General features: G+C 68.8%; 19 protein-coding genes and 2 pseudogenes. 13 read left to right on the top strand and 8 right to left on the bottom strand.

All coding sequences use genetic code 11. From position 1 onward, the window contains the following. Positions 1–324: 324 nt before the first annotated feature. Positions 325–836 (bottom strand): annotated as a pseudogene (locus PV796_RS07375) (transposase); the annotation flags it as partial. Here PV796_RS07375 and PV796_RS07370 point away from each other — a divergent pair. The 4 genes from PV796_RS07370 to PV796_RS07355 all read left to right on the top strand — a co-directional run bounded on the left by PV796_RS07370 (position 807) and on the right by PV796_RS07355 (position 3183). After that, complete coding sequence (locus PV796_RS07370) at positions 807–968, top strand: hypothetical protein (protein WP_274919403.1); 162 nt, start codon at positions 807–809, stop codon at positions 966–968. The pseudogene PV796_RS07375 and the gene PV796_RS07370 sit on opposite strands and share 30 nt — an antisense overlap. 244 nt (positions 969–1212) lie before the next feature. Next, on the top strand, positions 1213–2136 hold the full coding sequence (locus PV796_RS07365; protein ID WP_274912112.1) for an alpha/beta hydrolase: 924 nt from the start codon (positions 1213–1215) through the stop codon (positions 2134–2136). A 265-nt stretch (positions 2137–2401) separates the two neighbouring features. After that, positions 2402–3046 (top strand): hypothetical protein, encoded by a 645-nt coding sequence (locus tag PV796_RS07360; RefSeq protein ID WP_274912111.1) that lies wholly within the window; start codon positions 2402–2404, stop codon positions 3044–3046. Between the two features lie 11 nt (positions 3047–3057). Further along, entirely contained in the window at positions 3058–3183 is a 126-nt protein-coding gene (locus PV796_RS07355; protein WP_274912110.1) for a hypothetical protein, read from the top strand. A gap of 408 nt (positions 3184–3591) precedes the next feature. Here the strand turns inward: PV796_RS07355 and PV796_RS07350 are convergent, their stop codons facing one another. Together PV796_RS07350 and PV796_RS07345 are read right to left on the bottom strand one after the other, a co-directional pair. Continuing rightward, entirely contained in the window at positions 3592–4065 is a 474-nt protein-coding gene (locus tag PV796_RS07350; protein WP_274912109.1) for a hypothetical protein, read from the bottom strand. A 537-nt stretch (positions 4066–4602) separates the two neighbouring features. Next, the gene (locus tag PV796_RS07345) at positions 4603–5181 is read right to left on the bottom strand and encodes an HNH endonuclease family protein (RefSeq protein WP_274912108.1); all 579 of its coding nucleotides are present in this window, start codon (positions 5179–5181) and stop codon (positions 4603–4605) included. A gap of 566 nt (positions 5182–5747) precedes the next feature. On the opposite strand from PV796_RS07345, the gene PV796_RS07340 reads away from it, so the two are divergent. Together PV796_RS07340 and PV796_RS07335 are read left to right on the top strand one after the other, a co-directional pair. Continuing rightward, positions 5748–6556, top strand: a protein-coding gene (locus PV796_RS07340) for an IS5 family transposase (RefSeq protein WP_446750566.1) whose coding sequence is annotated in 2 segments (ribosomal slippage) — positions 5748–6090 and positions 6090–6556 — 810 coding nt in all. Because the reading frame shifts where the segments join, the coding sequence is not laid out codon by codon here. A 50-nt stretch (positions 6557–6606) separates the two neighbouring features. Beyond that, complete coding sequence (locus PV796_RS07335; protein ID WP_274912106.1) at positions 6607–6810, top strand: hypothetical protein; 204 nt, start codon at positions 6607–6609, stop codon at positions 6808–6810. Between the two features lie 281 nt (positions 6811–7091). On the opposite strand, the gene PV796_RS07330 is transcribed toward PV796_RS07335, so the two are convergent. From PV796_RS07330 to PV796_RS07320, 3 genes are all read right to left on the bottom strand, one after another. Next, on the bottom strand, positions 7092–7547 hold the full coding sequence (locus tag PV796_RS07330; protein ID WP_274912105.1) for a hypothetical protein: 456 nt from the start codon (positions 7545–7547) through the stop codon (positions 7092–7094). Between the two features lie 106 nt (positions 7548–7653). Beyond that, a complete protein-coding gene (locus tag PV796_RS07325; RefSeq protein ID WP_274912104.1) occupies positions 7654–8919 on the bottom strand; it encodes a VanZ family protein in 1266 nt (421 codons plus the stop codon). A gap of 241 nt (positions 8920–9160) precedes the next feature. After that, positions 9161–9601 (bottom strand): hypothetical protein, encoded by a 441-nt coding sequence (locus PV796_RS07320; RefSeq protein WP_274912103.1) that lies wholly within the window; start codon positions 9599–9601, stop codon positions 9161–9163. A 948-nt stretch (positions 9602–10549) separates the two neighbouring features. Between PV796_RS07320 and PV796_RS07315 the strand changes: the two genes are divergently transcribed. From PV796_RS07315 to PV796_RS07300, 4 genes and pseudogenes are all read left to right on the top strand, one after another. Continuing rightward, positions 10550–10966, top strand: coding sequence for a hypothetical protein (locus PV796_RS07315; RefSeq protein ID WP_274912102.1), 417 nt, complete (start codon positions 10550–10552; stop codon positions 10964–10966). A gap of 168 nt (positions 10967–11134) precedes the next feature. Beyond that, positions 11135–11215: pseudogene (locus PV796_RS07310) on the top strand (hypothetical protein); the annotation flags it as partial. A 59-nt stretch (positions 11216–11274) separates the two neighbouring features. After that, a complete protein-coding gene (locus PV796_RS07305) occupies positions 11275–11766 on the top strand; it encodes a hypothetical protein (RefSeq protein ID WP_274919402.1) in 492 nt (163 codons plus the stop codon). A 567-nt stretch (positions 11767–12333) separates the two neighbouring features. Further along, the gene (locus PV796_RS07300; protein ID WP_274912101.1) at positions 12334–13329 is read left to right on the top strand and encodes a hypothetical protein; all 996 of its coding nucleotides are present in this window, start codon (positions 12334–12336) and stop codon (positions 13327–13329) included. A gap of 521 nt (positions 13330–13850) precedes the next feature. Here the strand turns inward: PV796_RS07300 and PV796_RS07295 are convergent. Then, positions 13851–14825 (bottom strand): hypothetical protein, encoded by a 975-nt coding sequence (locus PV796_RS07295; protein ID WP_274912100.1) that lies wholly within the window; start codon positions 14823–14825, stop codon positions 13851–13853. A gap of 88 nt (positions 14826–14913) precedes the next feature. Then, positions 14914–16140: a hypothetical protein gene (locus PV796_RS07290; RefSeq protein WP_274912099.1), complete on the bottom strand. Its 1227-nt coding sequence runs from the start codon at positions 16138–16140 to the stop codon at positions 14914–14916. 261 nt (positions 16141–16401) lie between these two features. Between PV796_RS07290 and PV796_RS07285 the strand changes: the two genes are divergently transcribed. The 3 genes from PV796_RS07285 (at position 16402) to PV796_RS07275 (ending at position 20349) form a co-directional block, all read left to right on the top strand. Further along, positions 16402–17004, top strand: coding sequence for a hypothetical protein (locus PV796_RS07285; RefSeq protein WP_274912098.1), 603 nt, complete (start codon positions 16402–16404; stop codon positions 17002–17004). Between the two features lie 108 nt (positions 17005–17112). Further along, positions 17113–19005, top strand: a complete 1893-nt coding sequence (locus tag PV796_RS07280) for a hypothetical protein (protein ID WP_274912097.1) — start codon at positions 17113–17115, stop codon at positions 19003–19005. Positions 19006–19374: 369 nt separating this feature from the next. Further along, entirely contained in the window at positions 19375–20349 is a 975-nt protein-coding gene (locus tag PV796_RS07275) for a serine hydrolase (RefSeq protein ID WP_274912096.1), read from the top strand. Positions 20350–20559 lie beyond the last annotated feature (210 nt).

The following is a 20559-nucleotide window of genomic DNA, read 5'->3' as shown; positions in this document are numbered from 1 at the left end:
GGAATTGCACGGAGCCATGCTCGGAACCTGTGGAACGGGGAGAACGCGGAGGGCGTACCTTCCCGAGTGATTCCCTGATGGTCTCCGAGTAGGCCCACGTACGCACGGGTGGTGGAGGAGGCGTCGTCTGCCTGGGCATCGGCGTTGAGGAGACATGCCGTGCCGCACCGTGCACTGGCTCGCCCGACTACCCCGCACCGCCTCGTAACCCGTGCGCGGCGGCGTTCCTCGGAAACGGCGTCGCGTGCAGGTACATCCGACCCCCGCGGACGATGCGAGCGGGCCCGGACCAACCGGGACGCTGTTGGTTTATTCGGCTCTTGATCACTTCGCCCCGTCGAGCGTCAGCTCGACGGGGCGAAGTGCTGCGAAGTGACGGGTGCGGGTGCGGGCTCGGGGTGTGGCGGTGAGGTGGGCATCGATGCGGGCGAGGTTGATCGCGGCGCCGGCGAGCTGGTGCTGGAGGCTGGTCTTCGTCAGTCCGCGATAGCGGGATCTGCGCAGGCCGCAGCGCCCGACAGCCTGGGAGATGGTGCCCCGACGCCGGCACGGATCTTGTATCGCTCTTTCCAGGCGTCGGTTTGCTGCTCGGCTCGGGTAGCGCGGAGGGTGTCGTGGTCGGCCTGTTGCTGGCGGAGCATGAGCTCACGGCGGCGGCCGGTGGTCGAGGTGACGCATGAGCGCAGGTCAGGACAGGGACCGCAGCGGCTGACGGGGAACCTCACCTGGATGACCGCCAGCCCCTTGGAATCGGTGCGGGGATACCAGTTCGTGGCGGTGACATCGTTGGGGTAGGTGACCTGACCGTGTTTCCAGTCGATGGTGAACGCGTCCAGCTTCCCGACACCTTCGACAAGATCCCGGAGACCCTGAACACGGCGTCCAAGAAGGACATCGTCAGCCGCATCGAGCGAGCAACGACCGTGCGCGAGTGGGCGGAACGGATGGCTGCCGACGAAGACTCGTGACGCCCTTGGGTAGCGGGCAGCCTGCTGGACAGTCTGAGGAAATGACATCGATCCGAGACAGCCGCTGGCCGGCGCAGCAGGCGCTGGGGTGTGTCGGTACGGTCTGCCAGTTCTCCGATGCGCATGTGAGCGAACCTGCTGCGTCAGCGTTTGACCTTCACATTGATGTGAGTGTTCGAGGCTCGTGGTGTCCGTCGGCAGTCGGCACGAAGCCGCTGTTCGCCTGTGCGTGAGGAGGACCGTTGTGGTCTCGATACATGTTTCTGATTTCTACAAGGAGTGGGCGACCCGCAGTGGTGATGTCATCGACGCGGCTGCGGGGGAGGGGCCTGGCTCCCTTGAGGATGTCCGGCTCGCTTACCGGAAGTTCTTCCAGGACAGCTTTCCCGCGCCGGACGGGGTGGCGTTCCACGCGGTGGACGCCGACGGCGTCGCCGCCGAGCGCGCGATCACGGCAGGTGCGGTCAACGGCCGTTATGTGGTCTACCTCCACGGTGGCGCGTACCTCGCGGGCGACCCGCAGGGGTACCGCGGGCTGGTAGGCCACTTCGCCCGGCGCCTGCGCGCGCATGCACTCGTGCCGGACTACCGGCTGGCGCCCGAGGCTCCCTTTCCGGCCGCGGTCGAGGACGCGGTGACGGCCTACCGCTGGTTGCTGGAGCAGGGCGTGGAGCCGGAGAACGTGGTGTTCGCCGGTGACTCGGCCGGTGGCGCGCTGGCGGTCAGCGCCCTGGTCGCGGCCCGCGACCAGGGTCTTCCGATGCCGGCGGCCTCGATCGCGTTCTCGCCCTGGGCCAACCTGGAACACACCGGGGCCACGATGTTCACCCTCGACGGCGTCGACCCGTCCGTCGGCCGGGAGGGGCTGCGCCGCGCCGCGGGAATCGTCCTGGGGCGGGCTCCGGCGAACAGTCCGCTGGCCTCGCCGGTTTTCGCCGACACCCGCGGTCTGCCTCCGGTACTGATCCAGATCGGGGGACACGAGGTGATGCTCAGCGACGCCCTCCGGCTCGCCGCCAAGCTGGCGGAGGACTCCGTGCCCACGCGCCTGGACGTCGCCCCGGAGGCAGGGCATGTGTGGCATCTCCTCGTCGGGCATCTCCCCGCTGCGGACAAGGCCGTCTCCGACGCCGTCGCCTTCGCGCAGGAGCATCTGACGGCGGAGTGAGACGCGGACGGTGGGCCCGGGCTCCGAGCGGGCCCGGGCACACCGCCACGAAGCCGCCGCGCCGGAGCCTCGGCCGTGCCGTGACCACCAACGCGGTCGGCCGCCCGGTGCCGACCGGCCGCCTCAAGACCAGGCCCGTCTTGGTGATCCTGCTGTCGGCTGTGCTGCCGCTCTCTGCCGCCCTTGCCGTCCACCTGGCGCCACCGCCAACCCGCTGGCCGACCCCACCACCCGCGGGCTCCATCTCGGTTGCGGCGCGGCCCTGTTGAACCTCCGTGTCGCTTCGGCGCACGCCGGCCACCACACCGTCACCGCGTTGCTTCCGGCCCCGCACACCCCCATGCTCCTGGCCTCCCTGCGGTTCGACGTGCCGTACGGGCGCCTGGAGGCGGGTCTCTCCGGTCTCCACGACGCGATCCGCGTCCGGCACACCAGTCGCTACCCCTCCTCCGAGCGGCCCATCCCGGAGAGCCACCGCGCGGCCCTGGTCGAGGCCGCAGCCGGGGAAGGGGCCCGGCCGGCTTTCCTGACCACTCCCCACCGCGAGGCGGTGCCCGACCTCGTCCTGGACGCCGAGGGGCTACCACCGCATGGACGACGGCCGGGAGGCCGAACAGCGCGGCCGGACCCGCGACGCCCCCGTCGCATCACCCGCGGACGGGATCCCGGAGTACGCCTTCGGCCCCGCCAAACACGGCGGCGCCGCCCGATGCGGGACTTCGCCGGTCGCCGCCCGATCCCCGGACACCCCTACGCCGACTTCGAGAAGCGCCCGCAGCTCGCCTCCCTGGGCACCACCCACGACGGCCCGGCCGACTGGCTGCGCGCGGGCCAGGCACTCGAACGCGTCCTGCTCCGCGCCACCCGCCAGCGGCTCGCCACTCCCTTCGCCGCCCAGCCGCTGCAATGACCCGACCTGCATTGGCTGTTGCGCGACCCGCGCTCCGCGCCGGCCACGTCCAGATGATCCTGCACTTGGGCTACGGCCCCTACGGCCCGAGCACACCGCGCCGATCGGTGGACGAGGTCCTGACGATCACGCCGTGAGCGTCGGGACACCAACGCACGCCGGGCCGGCGGTAGTTCGACTCCACGGCCTGCGCCGCCGCCCCGGGCTCAGACTGGCGCGCACTGGTTCAGTCTCCTGTCGTGCCGGACCTGCACGATCCAGGTCGCCGCAAGTGCTCCTTGCGTCAGCGTCCACATGGGAACGCCTTCCGCGCCCGACCCCGTTCGGCGATGTCCCCGAGTTATGTTTTTCGTGGTCCTGCGAGAGGGCCGCTGGCCTCCAGGCCCAATATGCCTGTGTCCCCCTGTCGTTGGCACCGGCTGGGAACTGATCTCGATCGAGGCGGGAACTACAACGGTCGGCGTGGCGCATCGCTGCAGGCCAGCGAATTCCGTCGGTTGGCCTGCGCGGAGGTGTTGCCGGCCGGGCTCCAGCACGGGGGCACGTCACCAAGCAAGTCGGTATGAGTGGAAGCCGTCTTCGTCCTCGGCGGTCCTGGCGCTCAAGCGGGTGGCGAGGCCCTCGGCGAGGCCGGGCTCAGCCGGGCCCCACTCCATGGAGGTGTAGCCGGCCTGCCGGGCCTGCCGCGCTCCTGCGTCCGCGAGGGTGGTCAGGTCGTCCACGTCCGCTGCCGAGGCGGGTGAGGCGGTGATGTATCCCGTGGTGATCCGTTCACGTTCCTGCTTGGCCATGATCCACTGAAGGACCGCCCGGCCCTCGTCCTTGTTGCCGTTAGCGCTGCCCGCGAAGAACACCACCCATCCGACCAGTTGGCCGTCCCGCCGCCCGGCGAGGACTCCCGCCGGCGCCGGCCACGGCTCCGTACTCAGCTCCGGTACCGGCACGGACGTCGGCGCGTACAACTCCCGGTACAGCGCCGCCTCGCCTGCCCCCAGGGCAATTTCCTCCACAACCAGCACACAAACCTCCCAAACATCATGTATCCGGGTGGGGAGACGCCCCCGCGCCCAGCGAGGTTGAGTACAGCCCGCCGCTGAGCGCGAGCCGATGGGCCTCAAGGCCGCGATTGGCGCGCTGGTCACCGAGCGCGCGTCGGAACTCCCGGCCGCCGGCGCCTCGTTGCGCGAACGGTGGGCGGCCATCGCCCCCGAACTGGCCACACCGTCATCCAGTGCGGCGGGGGTTGGCGCCGACTCTGTGGCGGGTCGGTCGGGGGCCCGTCGACAGCCAGGACGAGGCCAACGTCGAAGTGACCGGCTCGCCCGGCGGCTGCATGAGCAGATGCGGCTCGGCAGTCCGATCGCGGACCCGGTGGACTGGCTGATCAGTCGGGTGCTGCCGCGCCGGCAGGACGGCGCTGAGCCGCGGTGCGCGGACCGGCAGCCCGACCGTCGTGCGCAGCACCGCGGCGGTCGCGGCCTCGTGACGGAACCAGGTCCAGCGGGGCAGGTCCCCTCATGGCGTGGTCCACGCCGTCACGAAGTGGCCAACCGAGCTCACGGCTTGAGCGCGACGCCGGGCGAGGATTCGGTCGGGAGTTGCTGGGCGGGGCACGCGGCCAGTGTCTTCATCGCGCTGCTCTCGGCTGCGGTGACCCACAGGTGGTACTTCTGCTTCACGGCGATCTGCCGGGCGACGTAGGTGCAGTTGAAGGCTTTGTTGGCTGGTAGCCAGGAGGCGGCGTCCTTGTCACCCTTGCCCATGTTCGCTGGGCCGTCGGCGGCGACGAGGTTGAGGGGGTCGTTGGCGAGGGCTTCGCGTTGGGCTTGGGGGAGGTGTTGGGCGCCGGTTTGCCAGGCGTCGGACAGGGCGACGAGGTGGTTGATCTGCACGGCGGAGGATTTCGGACCGCGGTGGAAGGCGATGGTCTTGCCGGTGTAGGGGTCGGCGAGGGTGCCGGAGGCGACCGTGCACTTCGAACCGCTCGTGAACTTCACGGCCGCCAGGTCGCGTTTGAGGATGTCGTCGCGGGTGTCGCAGTGGTTGTGTCCCCCTGAGGCTTCTGTGTTGTCCGTCCAGGCGGCTCCGAAGTTCTTGACATGGTCGTAGCCGGCCTTCGACGCCGCGGCTTTCACGGAAGTCCGGCCAACACGGCTGTGAGGGAACCGGCCTTGGCGTCCCCGGCCTGCGACGAGGCGGCTGAAGGGGACGACTTCGCATCAGAGGAATCGTCATGCCCTGAGCAGCCCGCCAGGGCGGCAACTAGCGCAATCGCAGTAGCAACAGCACGAGAAGCAGAGGCGATGCACCACTGGTACGGGAGAGATTTCACGAGGGCAGCTCTCCCCTCGGCCAGCCGCCTCCACGAGTTTCCGTCACCCGTAGGTGACGTTCCGCTTCACCAGTTCCACCCGTGGGCCTGGGAAAGAAGATCGCTCCTATGCCCTCTGCGGCGCACATTCGGTGATCGCGTAGGCGGGAGCGTAGCTCTGCTGGGAACAGAACGCCGGGTGCGATGGGGCCGGGCTGTCAGGCTGCACTCGTGGCCCTCGACGATGCCTGGACGCCGGTTGGGCCGAAACCACCTCCGAGCAGACCAGGGAGGCTGCCGTTTTCCGGTGCTGGCGGCCTCGGGACCGGCCCCATCCCACCGCACTCTAAGACGTCGTTTCTTTTGGGCTTATTGGTCGTTGGTCAGGCCATGACGGATCTGGTTGAGCGGTTGGTGCCGGAGGAGTTATGGGTGCTGTTCCGGCGCGTGGTGCCGCCGATGGAAGTGAAGCGTCCGCAGGGCGGGGGCCGGCGCCGGGCGGGTGACCGCGAGACTCTGGCCGCGATCGTCTTCGTGGCGACCTCGGGCTGCACGTGGCGGCAGTTGCCGCCGGTGTTCGGGCCGTGCTGGCAGACCGTCTATCGGCGCTTCGCCCGGTGGAGCAGGGACCGGGTCTGGGCCCGGCTCCACCGGGTCATCCTCGACGAGCTCGGAGCCCGCGGCGAGGTGGACTGGTCGCGCTGTGCGATCGACTCGGTCAGTGTCCGGGCGGCAAAAGGGGGCCACTGACAGGACCGAATCCGACCGATCGCGGCAAGAGCGGATCGAAAATCCACCTCATCACCGATCGCAACGGGCTGCCACTGTCGCTGGGTATCTCCGGGGCCAACATGCACGACAGCCAAGGGCTGGAGCCACTGGTCCGCGGCATCCCGCCAATCCGTTCCCGCCGCGGACCGCGCAGGCGCCGGCCGGCGAAGCTGCATGCCGACAAGGGCTACGACTACGACCACCTGCGCAGATGGCTCCGCAAGCGTGGCATCCGCCATCGCATCGCCCGCAGGGGCATAGAGTCCTCCACACGACTGGGCCGACATCGTTGGGTGGTCGAGCGAACCGTGTCCTGGCTGGCCGGCTGCCGTCGACTCCACCGCCGCTACGAACGCAAGGCCGAACACTTCCTCGCCTTCGTGGGCATAGCCGCAGTCCTCATCGGCTACCGCCAACTCACCAAGTGAAACAACATCTAAACCGCCTGTGGCACAGCACCCCCGCCTTCCGCCGATGGATGCAAGTGGCCAGTGCGGCCTGGGGGATTGCCTTCCTCATCGACGCCGTCGCGCGCGTGGTGATGGCCTCCGCTCTCCCCATCGACAGTGTGCCGTCGCTCGGTGTCGTGGTGCTGGCCGTCCTGCTCGGCAAGGCACAGACCCTCGTGACGGTGCACGGCCGCCGCAGCGGCGCCCTCGCCCTGTTACGCGACCGCGGCTGATACCACCGCGCACCTTCGCGAGCGCCACACACCGCCGGTGGCGGCGCATATTCGGTGGGGTAAGAGTGGCATTTCTTTGGATTCATAGCTGCGAATGGGCCTGTCAATTTACATAGTTGACAGGCCCATTTGCTGGTAATTCATACTCGCCGAGCGTGAGTTCACCCTGCAGTGTGTGGAATCTGCTTAGCCTCCGCGTGTGGATGCTTTGGGGGCTATCGCCAAGGATGTGCGGCGCTTGGTGAGCTCTTCCTCATGCCCGGCGGTCTGGATAGTCCGTGTTAGCAGCTGGCGACCGGGGTCTGGAACGTACCCTGGCCGTTTACCTTCAGCAGCCCAACGGTGGGTGCGCAGCGGAAGCTTGAGTCGTAGGACGTCCAGGAGCTGGTCTTGGTGGTTCCCGCGGACTGTGTGAAGGTGCTGCCCCAGTGGTTGGTGCCTCGGTTGCTGTACCCCAGCTGACCCGTGATCTTGCCGCCGCTGACCTTCTTGTAGCTCGTTTCGATTCTCACGTTGGCGCCGAGTATCTTGCTGTGGAAGACGGCACCGCTGCTCAGGGAGGTGCATGCGTTTCCGCCTCCGGGCCGTCCGTCGCCGGGGCAGCCCGCGGCGTACAGGGTCGGCGAGCCAGCCGACGGTGCGGTGGCCGCGTGAGCGGCCGTGGTGGTACCCATCGCGGTCACGGCAAGGGCGACAACAGCCACGGAGCGAGCGGCCTTGGTTGCCGAATTACGCATCTTGAGTCTCCTGTTGACTTGGCGTTCCTTTTCAAGGACGCGGGGATTCGTTGGGTATCAGTGAGTCTTCGCTTCTTTCCTGTCACGAAGACCTGCAGGGGTTGGCTTAGTTGACGGTCGTTTCCACTGCGCCGTCCTCTTCTGAGTCCGGGGTGTCGATCTTCTGCTTTCTGCTCGCCCGGGGATCGACCTTTCCGGAGTTGGCATCGACGTAGACCGGATCCAGAATGACGCTCTTGTCGTCGGCCTCGAAGGCGGTCATCCACTGCGCCCGCCACTGGCCGTCGCGTTGGACGGCGAGCAGTTCGCTCTCCGTGGCGCGCACGTTGTGGGCTCCCTTGGGGAGTTCCATCGAGTCGAGGGCGGCGCGCTGGGCTGATTCCTTGTCGACCTTCACCGGGGGAAGGTTTTGGGGATCGTCCGCGCTGCGGACGAGGAGTTGGGAGACCCGCCCGGCGGTGTTGACCTGGACGTCCAGGCGCATCGGCATCAGCACGCCGTTGCTGCCGCGGCGGCGCCAGCTGACGATCCATCCGAGTTCCGCTCGATCGCCGACGGGGTAGACCTGCGGCTCGGCATCTTTGAGCTCGCGCGGGTAGTGCTCATCGGCGTAGCGGTGGGCGATGGACAGGGCGTCCTTCTCGCCGGCGGGGGTGTGGGTTACGTCGGGCACGGGGAAGCTGGCCGAGGTCGTCTCGCTGGAGCTCTCCAGGCTGACGTTGAGCTGGGAGGCGTCGGGCCAGGAGAGCTCGGCGGAGCCGCTGTCCAGGGCGATGAGCAGGTTGTCTGGAGCGTCGTCAACTCCCGGTTGGAGTTGGACGTTGCTGATGGTGTAGCGGTCGCCGAACGCCTGGTGGATGGCCTTCTGGGCTACCCTTCGTTCCTTGTTGCCCGTGAGCTGGAGACTGGTGGCGTCGACTGCCGTCGGAGTGATCCAGAGGGTCCAGGCGACTCCGGCGACCACGAGAAGCACGGCGGACGTGAGTGCGGTGGCACGAGCGTGCTGCTCCAGGGGCGTCACGGGGCGCCGCCGGAGCCGTAGCAGGGCCCAGGCGAGCAGGGCGCCGGCAATACCGCCCAGCGAGTTCATCTCCAGGTCGCTGCTGTCGCACCCGCGGTGGACCCACGGGAGCAGGGTCTGCAACAGCTCCGTAGCCAGGGACAGCAGGACGCTTCCGGCCAGGACCGGGAGGAGCGATCGCAGCGCCATCAGCCCGAAGAAGCCGATGGGCAGGAAGAGGAGCAGGTTGAGGAGACCTTGCTCGGTGGCGAACGGCTCGACGACGTTGCGGTTGATCACGCAGCTGTGCGTGCCGTCGTCGGTCGAGGCCCCGCTGGGCAGGAAGAGGGTGAGGGCCAGCTCGGCTGACACCGCGGCACCGAACGCCGCGTGGGCCCAAGGGCGTCTGCCGGCACGGTGAGTGAGCCAGAAGCAGGCCGCGGCCACCACGAGGATGGCCAAGGGCGCTGCAACGAGGAAGCCCACTTGGTCTTTGAAGATGGCGGAGAACACGGAACGGTGTCCTAATCCAGGGGAGCAGGGGAGAGGTCTGTTGCCGGCGTTCGGGGGCCGTCCGGGAGCGGATCTGGAAGTGGTTGGCCGGCGATCACGATCAGCTGGTGCAGTTGGCCAGCGGTGTCTGGTAGGTCTGCTGGCCCTTCACCTCCAGCAGCCCGACGGTGCTGGAGCAGTAGGTGACGCCGCTCCAGCTGTAGCTCTTGGTCGTGCCGCCGCCCTGACTGAACCAGCTACTCCACTTCGTGGTCCCGGCCCGGTTGAAGCCCAGGCGCGCCGAAATGCTCGAACCACCGGTCTTCTTGTACGAGGTCGATGCCTTGTCGTTCGTGTACTTCTGGTGGAAGAGGGCACCGCTGCTCAGCGACGTACAGGTGTGGTTGCGGGTGAGGTGCCCATCCCCTGGGCATCCGGCGGCGTAGGCAACCGCGTTGCCCGTGCCGGAGAGGCTTTCAGCGTGGGCGAGGGGCGTCGTCCCCATCGCCACCAGCGTCACTCCCGCCATTGCGGTCGTGCGTACGAGTTTCTTCACGTTCATCGCAGATGCACTCCAGACGTCACAGCCGGGCTGTGGATGGCCAGTTCGGTGCAGGAGGCGCGCGTGTGTGTGCGTAACAGCCAAGGCGTGCGCGGGTGTGGCCCGTCCCCTGCGGGCGCCACCGAAGCGGATCGAGTGCCCGTTCGATGTGGCACCCATGAAATTACGAGGGGGTTTGCGTGATGTACAGCCAAGTTGACAGCTTTAGGTCGACTTGAGGTCGTTTTGAACTGGTCCGCGACGGCAAGGCGTTGGCGCTCGCCAGCAAGGTTGGGGTGCCGCGGTGACCGCACCCGCCGAGCCTTGGGGGCGACGGGTGGCCTGATCTTTTCGGTCAATGGGTCGCAAAGAATGCTTGATGATTTCTTGACCTACACTCCGTCGCCTTCGCTCAGCGAGCGCCCCAGCACGCGTCCCATCGGGGTTGTGCGACCGAGAGCCCCTAACGGAATGCCCCGTCCTGCCTTCCGTTTCCTGGTGGCTTGGTCCGGCCGCGTATGCCGGCGGAGGTGCGATTGCCTGGGCGTCCGCTCCCTCACACGCGGTGGCCGCCGCGACGAAGGCCGCCGACGCTGCCCGGGAACGCACCGCGCAGTACCTCCTGGCGACGCGGCTGGAGCAGCTGCGCGAGCAGACGGCCGCCCGCACCGCGACGGCCGTGAGCCGCTTGGACTCGGCACCGCGACCGGCATGATGATGACCGAACGCGGCATGGTCGCCCCGGCCGCCGGCGGCAGCGTCCTCGCCCTGTTCGCAGCATCCTCGCCGCCGTCGCGCCTGAACTCGCCGGGCACGTCCAGGCGGTGGAGTTCGACGTGGACACCGGCCGCCTGGACGTCGTCCCCGACGCCCCCGCATACGGCACCAAGCTGCGTTGAAGCGCACCGAAGCTGATCACCCAGGCCCGACAAGCAGGTCCAGCGCGCGAACGTCCGCACCTTGCACGTCATGCCACCCGCGCCCGGCACAGTCGGCTCCGCTGCGGAAGCCGCCGGCCTGGACACGAAGCCGACCGCGCCCGCCGGGCCGGTGAAGACCCGGGAGACCGCCTCGGACGGCTACCACCGCGCCCTCGCCGCCCACCGTGAAGCCGTTCCGCCGCCCCTGATGGACCCGGCCACCGCAGAAGCGACGCAACGGCAGACCAAGGCGATGCGCGAACTCAGCCGCCGTGCATTCCCCGAGCCGAAAGCGGATCCGGACGATGCACCAGCCCCGATCAAGGCGGTCCAGGCCCAGCACCGTCGCCAAGCCGCGGCGACCGAGGCCGCGGCGCTGCGCCGTGCCCGAGCCGAGCGTGCCGCCCAGCAGGCCGGGACGACGCCCGTTGTCGCGCGGACTCCTTTGCTGCGCACGACGGCTTGAGCGGCGGCGACATGTCCGGGGTCGACCTGGCCAAGACCGTGCTGCGGTGCGATGCCGGCGCGGTTGCGATCCTCAGCTGGCGGCAGCTGACACTTCAACTCCGCGGGAGCGCGACGGTGTTGTCAGTGGTGCCCACTACGGTGAGAACGACCTTGAGAGGAGGGCCGAATGAAGACCGAGGTGCTGCGCGCCTTCCGCTTCACCCTGGCTCCCTCCTCCGTCCAGGAGCAGAGGCTGCTGCGGTGGTGCGGCAACGCACGGCTCGCCGTCAACTACGCGCTCGCCGCGAAGAAGCAGGCGCACGAGCAGTGGCGAGCGAAGGTCGAGCGATGGTCGCCGGCGGCATGCCGGAGGCGGAGGCGCGGAAGCACACGAAGGTCCCCATCCCGTCGAAGCCCACCGTCCAGAAAGCGTTCGTCACCGAGCGCGGCGACACCCGCACCGACACCGAGGGCGTGTGCCCGTGGTGGCACGAAGTCAGCACCTACGTCTTCCAGTTGGCGTTCATCGATGCGGATCGGGCCTGGAAGAACTGGCTGGACTCCCTGTCGGGCAAGCGGGCCGGCCGACGGGTGGGGTACCCGCGGTTCAAGAAACGGGGCAGGTCCCGCGACTCATTCCGGCTGCACCACGACGTCAAGAAACCCGGCATCCGCCTGGCCACCCACCGTCGCCTACGTCTGGGCTCGTTCGGTGAGGTGCGGCTGCACGACTCCGGCAAGCGCCTGTACCGACAGGTCGCCCGTGGCGAAGCCGTCGTGCAATCGGTGAACGTCTCCCGCAGTGTCTTCCCCACGTGAGTGGGGGTGTTCCGCGGCTGGAGACCGTGCGCGACGCCGAGGACCTGTCTTCCCCACGAGAGTGAGGGGTACCAACGACATTAGGTTCATGCCGCCCTTGGTCTGGTGACCGCCCGCACTGTGAGCTGGCTCAGGCTCCAATACGGTCGAGGGGGGTTGCGGTCTCATGAGCCGTTCGTGGAGGAACTCTTCGCCACGCTTCTCGCTACTGGTGCTTGGATCCACCAGGGCGCGTCCATGACGACGCCACCGCTGTGGCTAGCTCCCCGCGACGAAGGCCGGTGTGCGATCTGGGCGGGGCCCAGGGCGTCATCACGTCCGGTTGCGAAGCTTTTTCGCCAGCCATCCATCCTTCGGACCGAGCGGGCGCGAGAACCTGCTTGTGGGGGCGCAGGGCATGCATCTAGCCTGTGGGCAGGAATGGAGCCTGGGACAGTACCTGGGCCACCCCCCCAGTCATCTTGAGGTACGGAGCGTCGGAACGCGCCCTCGCCCCCACCTCCTTCCACACCCCTACGTACCCACCCTGTCCGGCTGTCGTCTGCCGGACAGGCGAAAGGCGTCCCCTTGACCGTCTACTCTCAGCACGCCAACCGTGGGAAGACTCAGATCCTGGCGACCTACCAGGGACCGGACGGCGTCGTGTCCAAGACTGTGACGAGTCTTGGCGACTCTCGCCTTGCGGTTCCGATCGTCGACGCTCTCAATCGGGTCTCCGCCTTCGCTACCGTCCCTGTCAGCATTCACGACCGCCGCGAGCAGCGTGTGGACTACTACCCGCACAAGCATCTTGCAGCGCTGACCGACGCTGCTGCCCGGGCCGCTCTTCTCACCGGTGCCCACAGTCTTTGGTATGAGTACGTCTGCCTGCGGCTTCACCAGGCCCTCGGTGATCTGGAAAGTGCCTTGGTGGCATTGCCCGACACGGTCAGTAGAGCGATCCGTGCCGAACTGGAGCTAGAAGAAAACGAGTTGCGCATGGCACTCGACGATTTCTCGGGGGCTTCCTCGGAGGATGAGCCGGAGATCGAACGCCGCTGGGAGTTCGGCCATCCCTTCGTGAAGTACGACGACGGAATGGACACGATGAGCGACGAGACGCGCGAACAGCTCGATCACCGTGAAACAGGTTTCACACCTGAGGAGCGGGAGAAGGCCGCCGCTGACCTCCGGGTGCTGGTCACGGCACACGCCCAGGGCGGCGGCATGTGGGCTTCCCTGGATGACCCCGGTAGAGAGATCTTTGCGGAGCCGTACGACTCTGACGGCTTCTACCTGACGGTCCAAGCGCCGGAACCCGGCGATGACGACGCTTCATGGGAGATCGAAATCGGCCATTGGGAGCCGGACGATCCCGACGAAGAGTACGGAGACCACAGCAGTGCGACAGGCAGCCCCGTGATCGGCTGTGCACTTCCGGTTGCACCGAGCGCCGACGAGATCGCCCACTTGTTGCAGTCCGTGGACGAGAAGCCGCTGCTGCTTGCTGAGTGGGCCGAGGCGCCAGTGGGAGCGGTGCTCGCAGGGACGACGATGGTAGTGACCAAGCGCTACGACTCCTGATCGGGTGGCTGGCAAGGTGTCGTAATGCCAGTACGGCGGACCAGCCACGGCTGACTTCTGCACACCTCGCTGGTGCTCCAGCCGCCGTGGTCATCCCGGAAGGTGATGACCACGGCACCGGCCTGGTGCGCGTCGCATTCCGGCTAGCCTGGGTTGCCCCAACGGAGCCTCGCGGGCATCAACGTGGACAGCCCGCTGCGGCGGGTGCGGTTGAGTTTCTTCGGGTGACTGTCTTTCGAGGTGTGGCTTTGGTGGTCGGGGGTGCCGTGGCGGTTTTCGAGCTGGTGGGGAAGGGCGCCTGTCTGGGGGCAACGATGCGAGGGGGAGGGGCAGTTGGCCGCTGGGGCGGAATCGGATGCGGCGAGCTCTCGTGGGCGGACCTGGCAGTGTGGCTGACGGCGGTGATGGCCTGGTCGTCAGGTGCGGTGTTGGTGGTGAGCAGACGGTATTTCGCGTTGTCCGAGCCGGTGTCCACGGGGGACACCGGCTCGGTTGCTCCGGTTGTCGCGAGAGTGGCCAACTCACCGTTGGTCGCCGTCTGTTGGATTCGGCTCCGCACTGTTGTCGGGCGTGTAGGTCGCCGGTGGATCGAACCGGCGTCGTAGGTCCTCGGCCGTCTCGTACCGGTTCTGCTGCGTGATGATGTCGGAGATCTGTTTGGCCAGCATCGTCCGCCGGTCGTCTCCGTCCGTGAATCCCATGGCATTGAAGAAGCCCGCGAGATGGTCCGCAGCCGTCCGTTCCTGTGGGGCGGGAGCCGGGTCCTCTTTCAGGAGGTCCGGGGTGATCGGCTCGTCGGCCTGCGGCGACACGAGGTTTTGGAGTCGCTCGGGGATGTCGGTGTCGTTGGCCGCGGAGGTGAGTCGCGCGAGCAGGGCGAGGTCCGTCACGGTCTTTTCCACGTGCTCGTCGTTCTTGGCGAGCCACCAGACCACGGCGCTGCCGGTGTCCTTCAGTACGTCCTCGCCCAGGTACTGGCGCTTGCTCTGCTCGTACTTGCGTTGGTGTTCCCAGACGGCCTTGTCCTTGCGCACGTCGGCGAGTCTGTCCAAGCGCTCCTGGTCCTGTTCCAGCAAGGTGAGGCTGATGTGCTCAGCCATGGCCTGGAGGTGCCCCGTGGGGTCCGGGTGCATACGGCTGAGGACACCGCTGAGTTCGTGCTGAACGAGGGAGGCTTGGCCCGGTTGCCGTTTCTCGGTCACGGCGCGGGCGCGGTTCAGGACTGCTTCGACGGCGAGCCCCGCCGGATTGAAGACGGGGTCGTTCCTGGCCGATTCGAGGAGATACCAGCGTACGGTCGCCGAGAACACGAAGTCGTAGTCGTCCCAGTGGCTGGGCAGTGCCACTCGGCTGATGTGGTACTCCGTGCGTTCCACGGGGGCGCCGTGAGCTGTTTGGTGAAGCTGCACGGGATGGAGCCGCGGCGAGCTGAAGCGATGCGGAAGGCGGCTGCGGGGACGCCGAGGAGCAGCACTGCCAGTGTTGACCATGCCCATGTGGGCCACCGTTGTGTCAGGCCGACGATGGTCAGGAGCAGGCCGCATAAGACGGTGAGGAAGACGGTTGTCGTCCTTCGTGCGGTCGTCATGGTTGAGTCCCCTTGGCCGATGCCGGAGGTGGGGCGGCTGGGTTGAGGCCCTGAGCCACGCCGATCTTGTGGAGGAGCAGTTCGGTCGTTTCGGCGGAGCGGGCCGGGCCTCCCGGAGCGGTGCGTTCGGCTTCGCGGGCGCTCGCGTACAGCGCGGCGAGGACCTCACCCCGTCTTTCCCCGCACTGCGCGGCCGCGCGGACCAGGATGTCGAGCAGAAGCTCACCGCGGTGGCCGGTGCTGTCGGCCGCCCGGTGGAGCCAGCGTGCCGCGTGCGACTGCCATGCCGCCCGCGGCAGTTCGGCGAGCACGGCATGCCAGCAGGTCGTCAGGGAGTGCCTCACCCCATTCTCCTCCACCAGTGTGCGTGAGGTGTCGGAGGAGTCCGTCAGCGGCTCCGGATCGCAGATTCGCAGGAAGATGCTGAGGTCGGGCGAGGTGAGGTCGTATCGCGCGAGGCGGTGGAGCAGCCTTCGGCGCAGCCGACGGCTGCCGGCCACCAGGTCGTGCAACGCCTTCAGGGCGGGTTGCGCCGGGGCGCTTTCGCGCCGGGCCAGGTAGTACAGCCGGAGCAGCGCCTGATCAGGATGGCTGGCCGCGAGGACATCGGCGCAGATCCGGACGAGTACCTCGGCGAACTCTCCCCTGAGACGACCGTGAAGACACCACTGATAGATCCGTTTCCGGAACTCCCTGCCGTGTGCCGGATCTTCAAGACCACGGGTGAGCGCCTGGAAGGCGGCTTCCAGCCGCGCTCTGCTCGGCGCCTCGGTGCTCCATCGCTCGGCGAGAGACGCCAGACCGTCCCCGCGCCCGGTCCGCAGGTACTGGCCCGCCAGATGTGTCACCAGACCGTCCCGAACGGCGGGGACGACATGCGGGTCGTGCAGGTCCACGACGCTCGCGGCCCATGTGCCGAGGTGGGGCCGCAGATCGGGCATGTGGTCCCAGAAATGTGCGCGGACGGCCGATTCGTAGTCCAGTTCCGCGAAGCGCACGTGACCGCCCGGCCCGGTGTCGGCGGAGATCTTCGCGAGCCGCTCGGCGAGGTCCTTGCGCTGGAGCAGCGGAACCTCGTCCGACGGGGAGCGGAGCGTGCGCAGCAGGAGCTGGGTCGCGCGATGGATGACATCGGCGTGTGCCCCGGCGATCGATGCTGTTTCCCGTTTCCTTCTCCGAGGGCGCGGCGCGGCATTCGTGGGGCCTGAACTTGTGCCGTTCACGGGCCGGGCGTGACACTCCCCGCCGGTCGGCGCCAAGTCGCCAGGCTCCTTGCTCAGTTGGGACCGTCGATGGGCATCGGACTGGCAGGCGGGCCGCCGCCTTCCGCTGGCCGGGTGTGGTGGGTGACGTCGGGTGCGTCGTGCGGTGGCTGTGCTGTGGGCGGGGGGCGGGCGAAGGTCGGGCGGGTCTCGGGTGGGGGGTTCCCAGAGGGGGGTCGCACGAGTTCGCTGGAGGGGTGCGGCGGTATGGGGGTGAGAGCGATGGATGTCAATGGTGCGGGTGCGCCGGTGGTGGCGGCCGTCGGGGTGGTGGGGACCTTGCTGTCGGCCCTGCTCACCCAGCGGGCGGCCGAGCGCAGTCGGCGGCGTGAGCAGGAACGGGCCGAGCGGGCGCGGGCGCGGGAAACCGAGGAGCGGCGCGCCTGTTACGTCGCCCTCAACACCGCCACGCGGCAGTATCTGGCCGCCCTCACCGACCAGTTCCACGCCCTGAGCCGCACCGAGGATCCGCGCGTGGCACGGCAACGACTGACCGAGGCGCGGGATCTGCACCGGGACGTGTACGCGGAGGCCCAGATGCGGCTGCCCGACCCCGTACTCGCCCTGGCCGGTGAGGTCACCCACGCGCTCGGCACGCTCTACGGCCGACTCCGACGCCTGGATGAGGGCAGCCCTCGGCCGGGCGACTCGCTCGACACCGTCCGGGGGGAGGTCGATGCGCTGTGGGAACGACTGCGGGACCTGCGGCGCGGGATGCGGGCGGATCTGGGGGCTTCGGGAGCTGCCCGACCGGGCCCGCCTGGCACCGGCTCAGGCCCCTCCCGCGCCGATCCGGGCGCTTCCCGGGCGAGTTCCGGCTGTTGATCGGGCGTCGGCCGCGCAATCTCGGCGACCGGACGTCATGAGAGGTGACGTGTCGTCATGATGGGGCTGTGGAGGGGTCGTTGAGGCCCCAGGACGTGAGGAGTATCGGTGGGGGAAGAAGAGGAGAGCGGTGGCGTTCGGGCGCTGCGGGCCTGGGCCGGGGAGGCCATCGGGCGGGCGAAGGCGTTGTTGCCGGAGTTGGAGACCGTCGCCAGACCCTCCCGCGTCCACGACGACACGATCGCCGAACTCGACGCACTCTCCCGCCTGTTGGACCACGACCCGGAGCTTCGCAGTGCGGTGACGGTGTGGCTCGGCGGCGCCCTCACCCTGCGGCACGCCGCCGGGGGCGGGACGCCCGAGGACCGGGAGCGGGCACACAGGCTGATACGGGACGCTCGGGACCCGGCGACGGAGTGCGGAGCCGCGGTCTGTGCCGAGGACCGGCGGTGGGCCGCGCTGTTCCGGCTGACGCACCTGATGCCGTTCCAGGAGATGTTGGGCGGGCTCTCGCCGGAGCCGGACATCACCGCCGTGTTCGACATGGTGCGGCGGGAGGGGCAGAGCGGGATGGCCCTTCTCGCCGCCGAAGTGCAGGAGTTGGTCATCGAGGCGGCCGAGCTCCCGCTGCCGCCGGTGTTCCTGGGGCAGTTGCGACAGCTCCGCGAACTCCATGCCCACCCCTCGGCGGACGGCATCGCCGACCTGTTCGCGGGCTTCCTGCCCGACAACGGCCCTCCGGGCGCCGAGCAACTGCGGCAGAGGATGACGGACTTGCTGTCGACGCTGTCCGGCGGCGCGGGTGCACCGAGTGGCTCGGGTACGGCGTCCGGTAGCGGGCAGGCCACGAGCGACGCCCGGCCCACCCCGGACGCCCCGAACCCCTCCGGCACGGCTTCCGCCGGAGCCGACACCCCGGGCCTGCCCACCCCCGACGAGTTCCGCCGGATGCTCGCCGCACTGCAGGCCGTCAACACCACGTCCATCGACTTCGTGGACCACACCGGCGGAGGCGACCCCGCTGCGCTCGACCACCAGCTCGGGCGGTTGCGGCAGGCGCTGGACGGCTTTCCGGACGGCATGCCGGACAGGGACGCCCTCGAAGGGATGATGGCCATGCTGCTCAACGTGAGCGAGGGCGCCGGCGGCACCCTTGGGGACCAGGAGGCCGGCCTCGCGCACGCCCGGACGATCAGCGACTACTTCCGGCGCAAGTCGGGCGGCTCGTTCCCCATGGCCGACGGCCTCGCGGTCATGGCGGACGTGACGGACCTGGTGTCCGAGGTCCAGACCGCCGGTCAGACCGAGGACGTCGAGCGGCTCCGCGGCGTCCTGCCGAAGATCGAGGCCCTGGTCGACACCCTCCCCGAGGACCACGACTTCCGCGCCATCGCCCTCATCGGCCGCGCCATGGCCCGCACGATGCTCGGCCGGTTCACCATGGACCGGGAGCTGGTCCTGCGCGGCCTCGACGACTTCGAGGAGGGCAAGACGGCCGCGGAGCACAGCCGCCTCCCCATCGGGGACCACCTCGTCGACATGTACCCCAACCTCGCCGCGCGCGCCTACTTCACCGGCGACACGACGGACATCCCGGACCGGGAGGTGCCGCCCCCGGACGCCTCCGCCAACCAGCTGCACTCGGCCGCGAGCCGCCTTGAGGTCCGGTTCTTCTGCACGGCGGCGGTGGCGGATCGGCAGGGGCGAGTGGACCCGAGCATCGCGGCGTTCGTCGAGTGGTGCCTGCGCGAGTGGGAGCGCGACCGTGCGGTGCGGGGCGGGTCAGGTGCGGGAGCGGCACAACAGGGCCGCGGGGCGGCCTCGTTGGGGCGCCGCCAGGTCATGGCGACGCCGGCGAGGTACGCGTCGTCGGCACACCGACCCTTGTCGTCGCCCTCGGCCCAGTCACCCTGCTTGACGTGGCGTTCGTCGTTGACCATCTCCCAGGCACCCGCCGCCTTGCCCGGCTCGGCGACGTCGGTGCACGGGCCGCGGCCGTAGGTCGGCCGTGATCCGGCCGAGCGGGGTGCGGTCCAGACCGGGCGGGAGGTCGTTCGACTTCCGGTGCGCCGGGTGGTTCGCCACGTCGCCGGCGTCGCCGCTGCCCGGGAGTACGCTGAGGTGCGACCCGTCACCCTTTCCTGGCAAGGTAGTTGGCGGACCGCCGTACCCGCCGACCCGCTCGGCCGCACCACCTGCGGACCGGCGCCCGACCGGGGCAGTACGGCACGGAATTCTCCCAACGCGTGAACGGCGGATGGCGTCGTAGAGTGAATCGCGCTTGATGATCATGACGTACTGGTCGAGGGGCCTCTCGGCCACGGCAGTTGATGGGCCCCTCGCGACGAGGAATCGAAAGGCATACCCGTCTTGTCCCACCGAATATTCGCCCCTGCCCGCGGTGTGCGGCGTTCCCTGGCCGTGACGGCGCTCATCGCGGTGACCGCCCCGATCGCTGTGGCCGCCACCCCGGCGAGCGCGGCCTCGGCCTCCGCGAACGGCCGGACGGCACCCCAAGTCGTCTGCACCTCCGCCAAGTCCGGGCTCGCCGACCGGCTCACCGAGGACATCGGCACCCTGGTGAACTCCCCCGACGCCAACGGGCACACCTCGCTCGCCTTATACGACCGCACCACCAAGACCAGTTGCACGTACGACGCCGGCCGGCAGTACGACTCGGCCAGCGTCGTCAAGGTCATCGTGCTGGGCGCGCTGCTGCGCCAGGCCCAGGACGAGCACCGCGACCTGACCGAGGTCGAGCGCACCCTCGCCACAAAAATGATCACGAGGTCGGACAACGACTCCACCACCACTCTGTGGAAGCAGCTCGGCCTCGCCCGCATCCAGGAGTTCGTGCGCCTGGCGGGCATGCAGCACACCGTTCCCGACCCCGACGGCTACTGGGGCCTGACCCAGATCAACGCCGCCGACCAGCTCACGCTGATGGCACTGCTCACCGCCACGAATTCCGTCCTCAACGACGACTCCCGGGCCTACGCGCTGGACCTGATGAGCCAGGTGATTCCCGATCAGCGTTGGGGCGTTCCGGCCGGCGCGCCCAGCGGAGCGCAGGTCCACGTGAAGAACGGCTGGCTTCAGCGCACCGGTGGCGGCTGGCGGGTGCACAGCATCGGCGCGTTCACCGGAGGCGACTATGACTACGGAATCGCGGTCCTGACCTCGGACCACGCCAGCATGCCCGCCAGCGTGAAGGTGATAGAAGACCTCGCCCGCAAGATCCACGCGGACCTCAACAACACCCCGGCACACACGGGCCAAGCTCTCTACGGCCGACGCCTGCCCGCCACCTCCGACGGGTCGCTCGTCCCCAACAGCGCCCGGTAAACGCGCCCTCAAGGGAACGGGCGCGACAGTCCGTTGCCGTGTCGGGTCGGCCGGCGCTCATGCACGGGCCCGGTCGGCACGCTTCCCGCGATTGCGTACGCGCTGTACTACGCGCTCACCGCGGCCAGTTGACGCGTCGCTGGGCGCCGTCAGACACGCGGATTCGGCCGTTGGCGCGCGCCTCGCCGCCGTCATGCCGGGCGGGTTGGC

The sequence above is a fragment of the Streptomyces sp. WZ-12 genome, assembly GCF_028898845.1.
Taxonomy (GTDB): domain Bacteria; phylum Actinomycetota; class Actinomycetes; order Streptomycetales; family Streptomycetaceae; genus Streptomyces.
Note: the sequence above shows the minus strand (reverse complement) of the source record. Positions and strands in the feature narration are given on the sequence as shown.

Excerpts from the sequence above, each read along its gene's own strand:
- PV796_RS07335 (WP_274912106.1), top strand. The coding sequence starts at position 6,607 with ATGCAAGTGGCCAGTGCGGCCTGGGGGATTGCCTTCCTCATCGACGCC.
- PV796_RS07330 (WP_274912105.1), bottom strand. The coding sequence starts at position 7,547 with ATGCGTAATTCGGCAACCAAGGCCGCTCGCTCCGTGGCTGTTGTCGCC.
- PV796_RS07320 (WP_274912103.1), bottom strand. The coding sequence starts at position 9,601 with ATGAACGTGAAGAAACTCGTACGCACGACCGCAATGGCGGGAGTGACG.
- PV796_RS07315 (WP_274912102.1), top strand. The coding sequence starts at position 10,550 with ATGCCACCCGCGCCCGGCACAGTCGGCTCCGCTGCGGAAGCCGCCGGC.
- PV796_RS07295 (WP_274912100.1), bottom strand. The coding sequence starts at position 14,825 with ATGGGCATGGTCAACACTGGCAGTGCTGCTCCTCGGCGTCCCCGCAGC.
- PV796_RS07285 (WP_274912098.1), top strand. The coding sequence starts at position 16,402 with ATGGATGTCAATGGTGCGGGTGCGCCGGTGGTGGCGGCCGTCGGGGTG.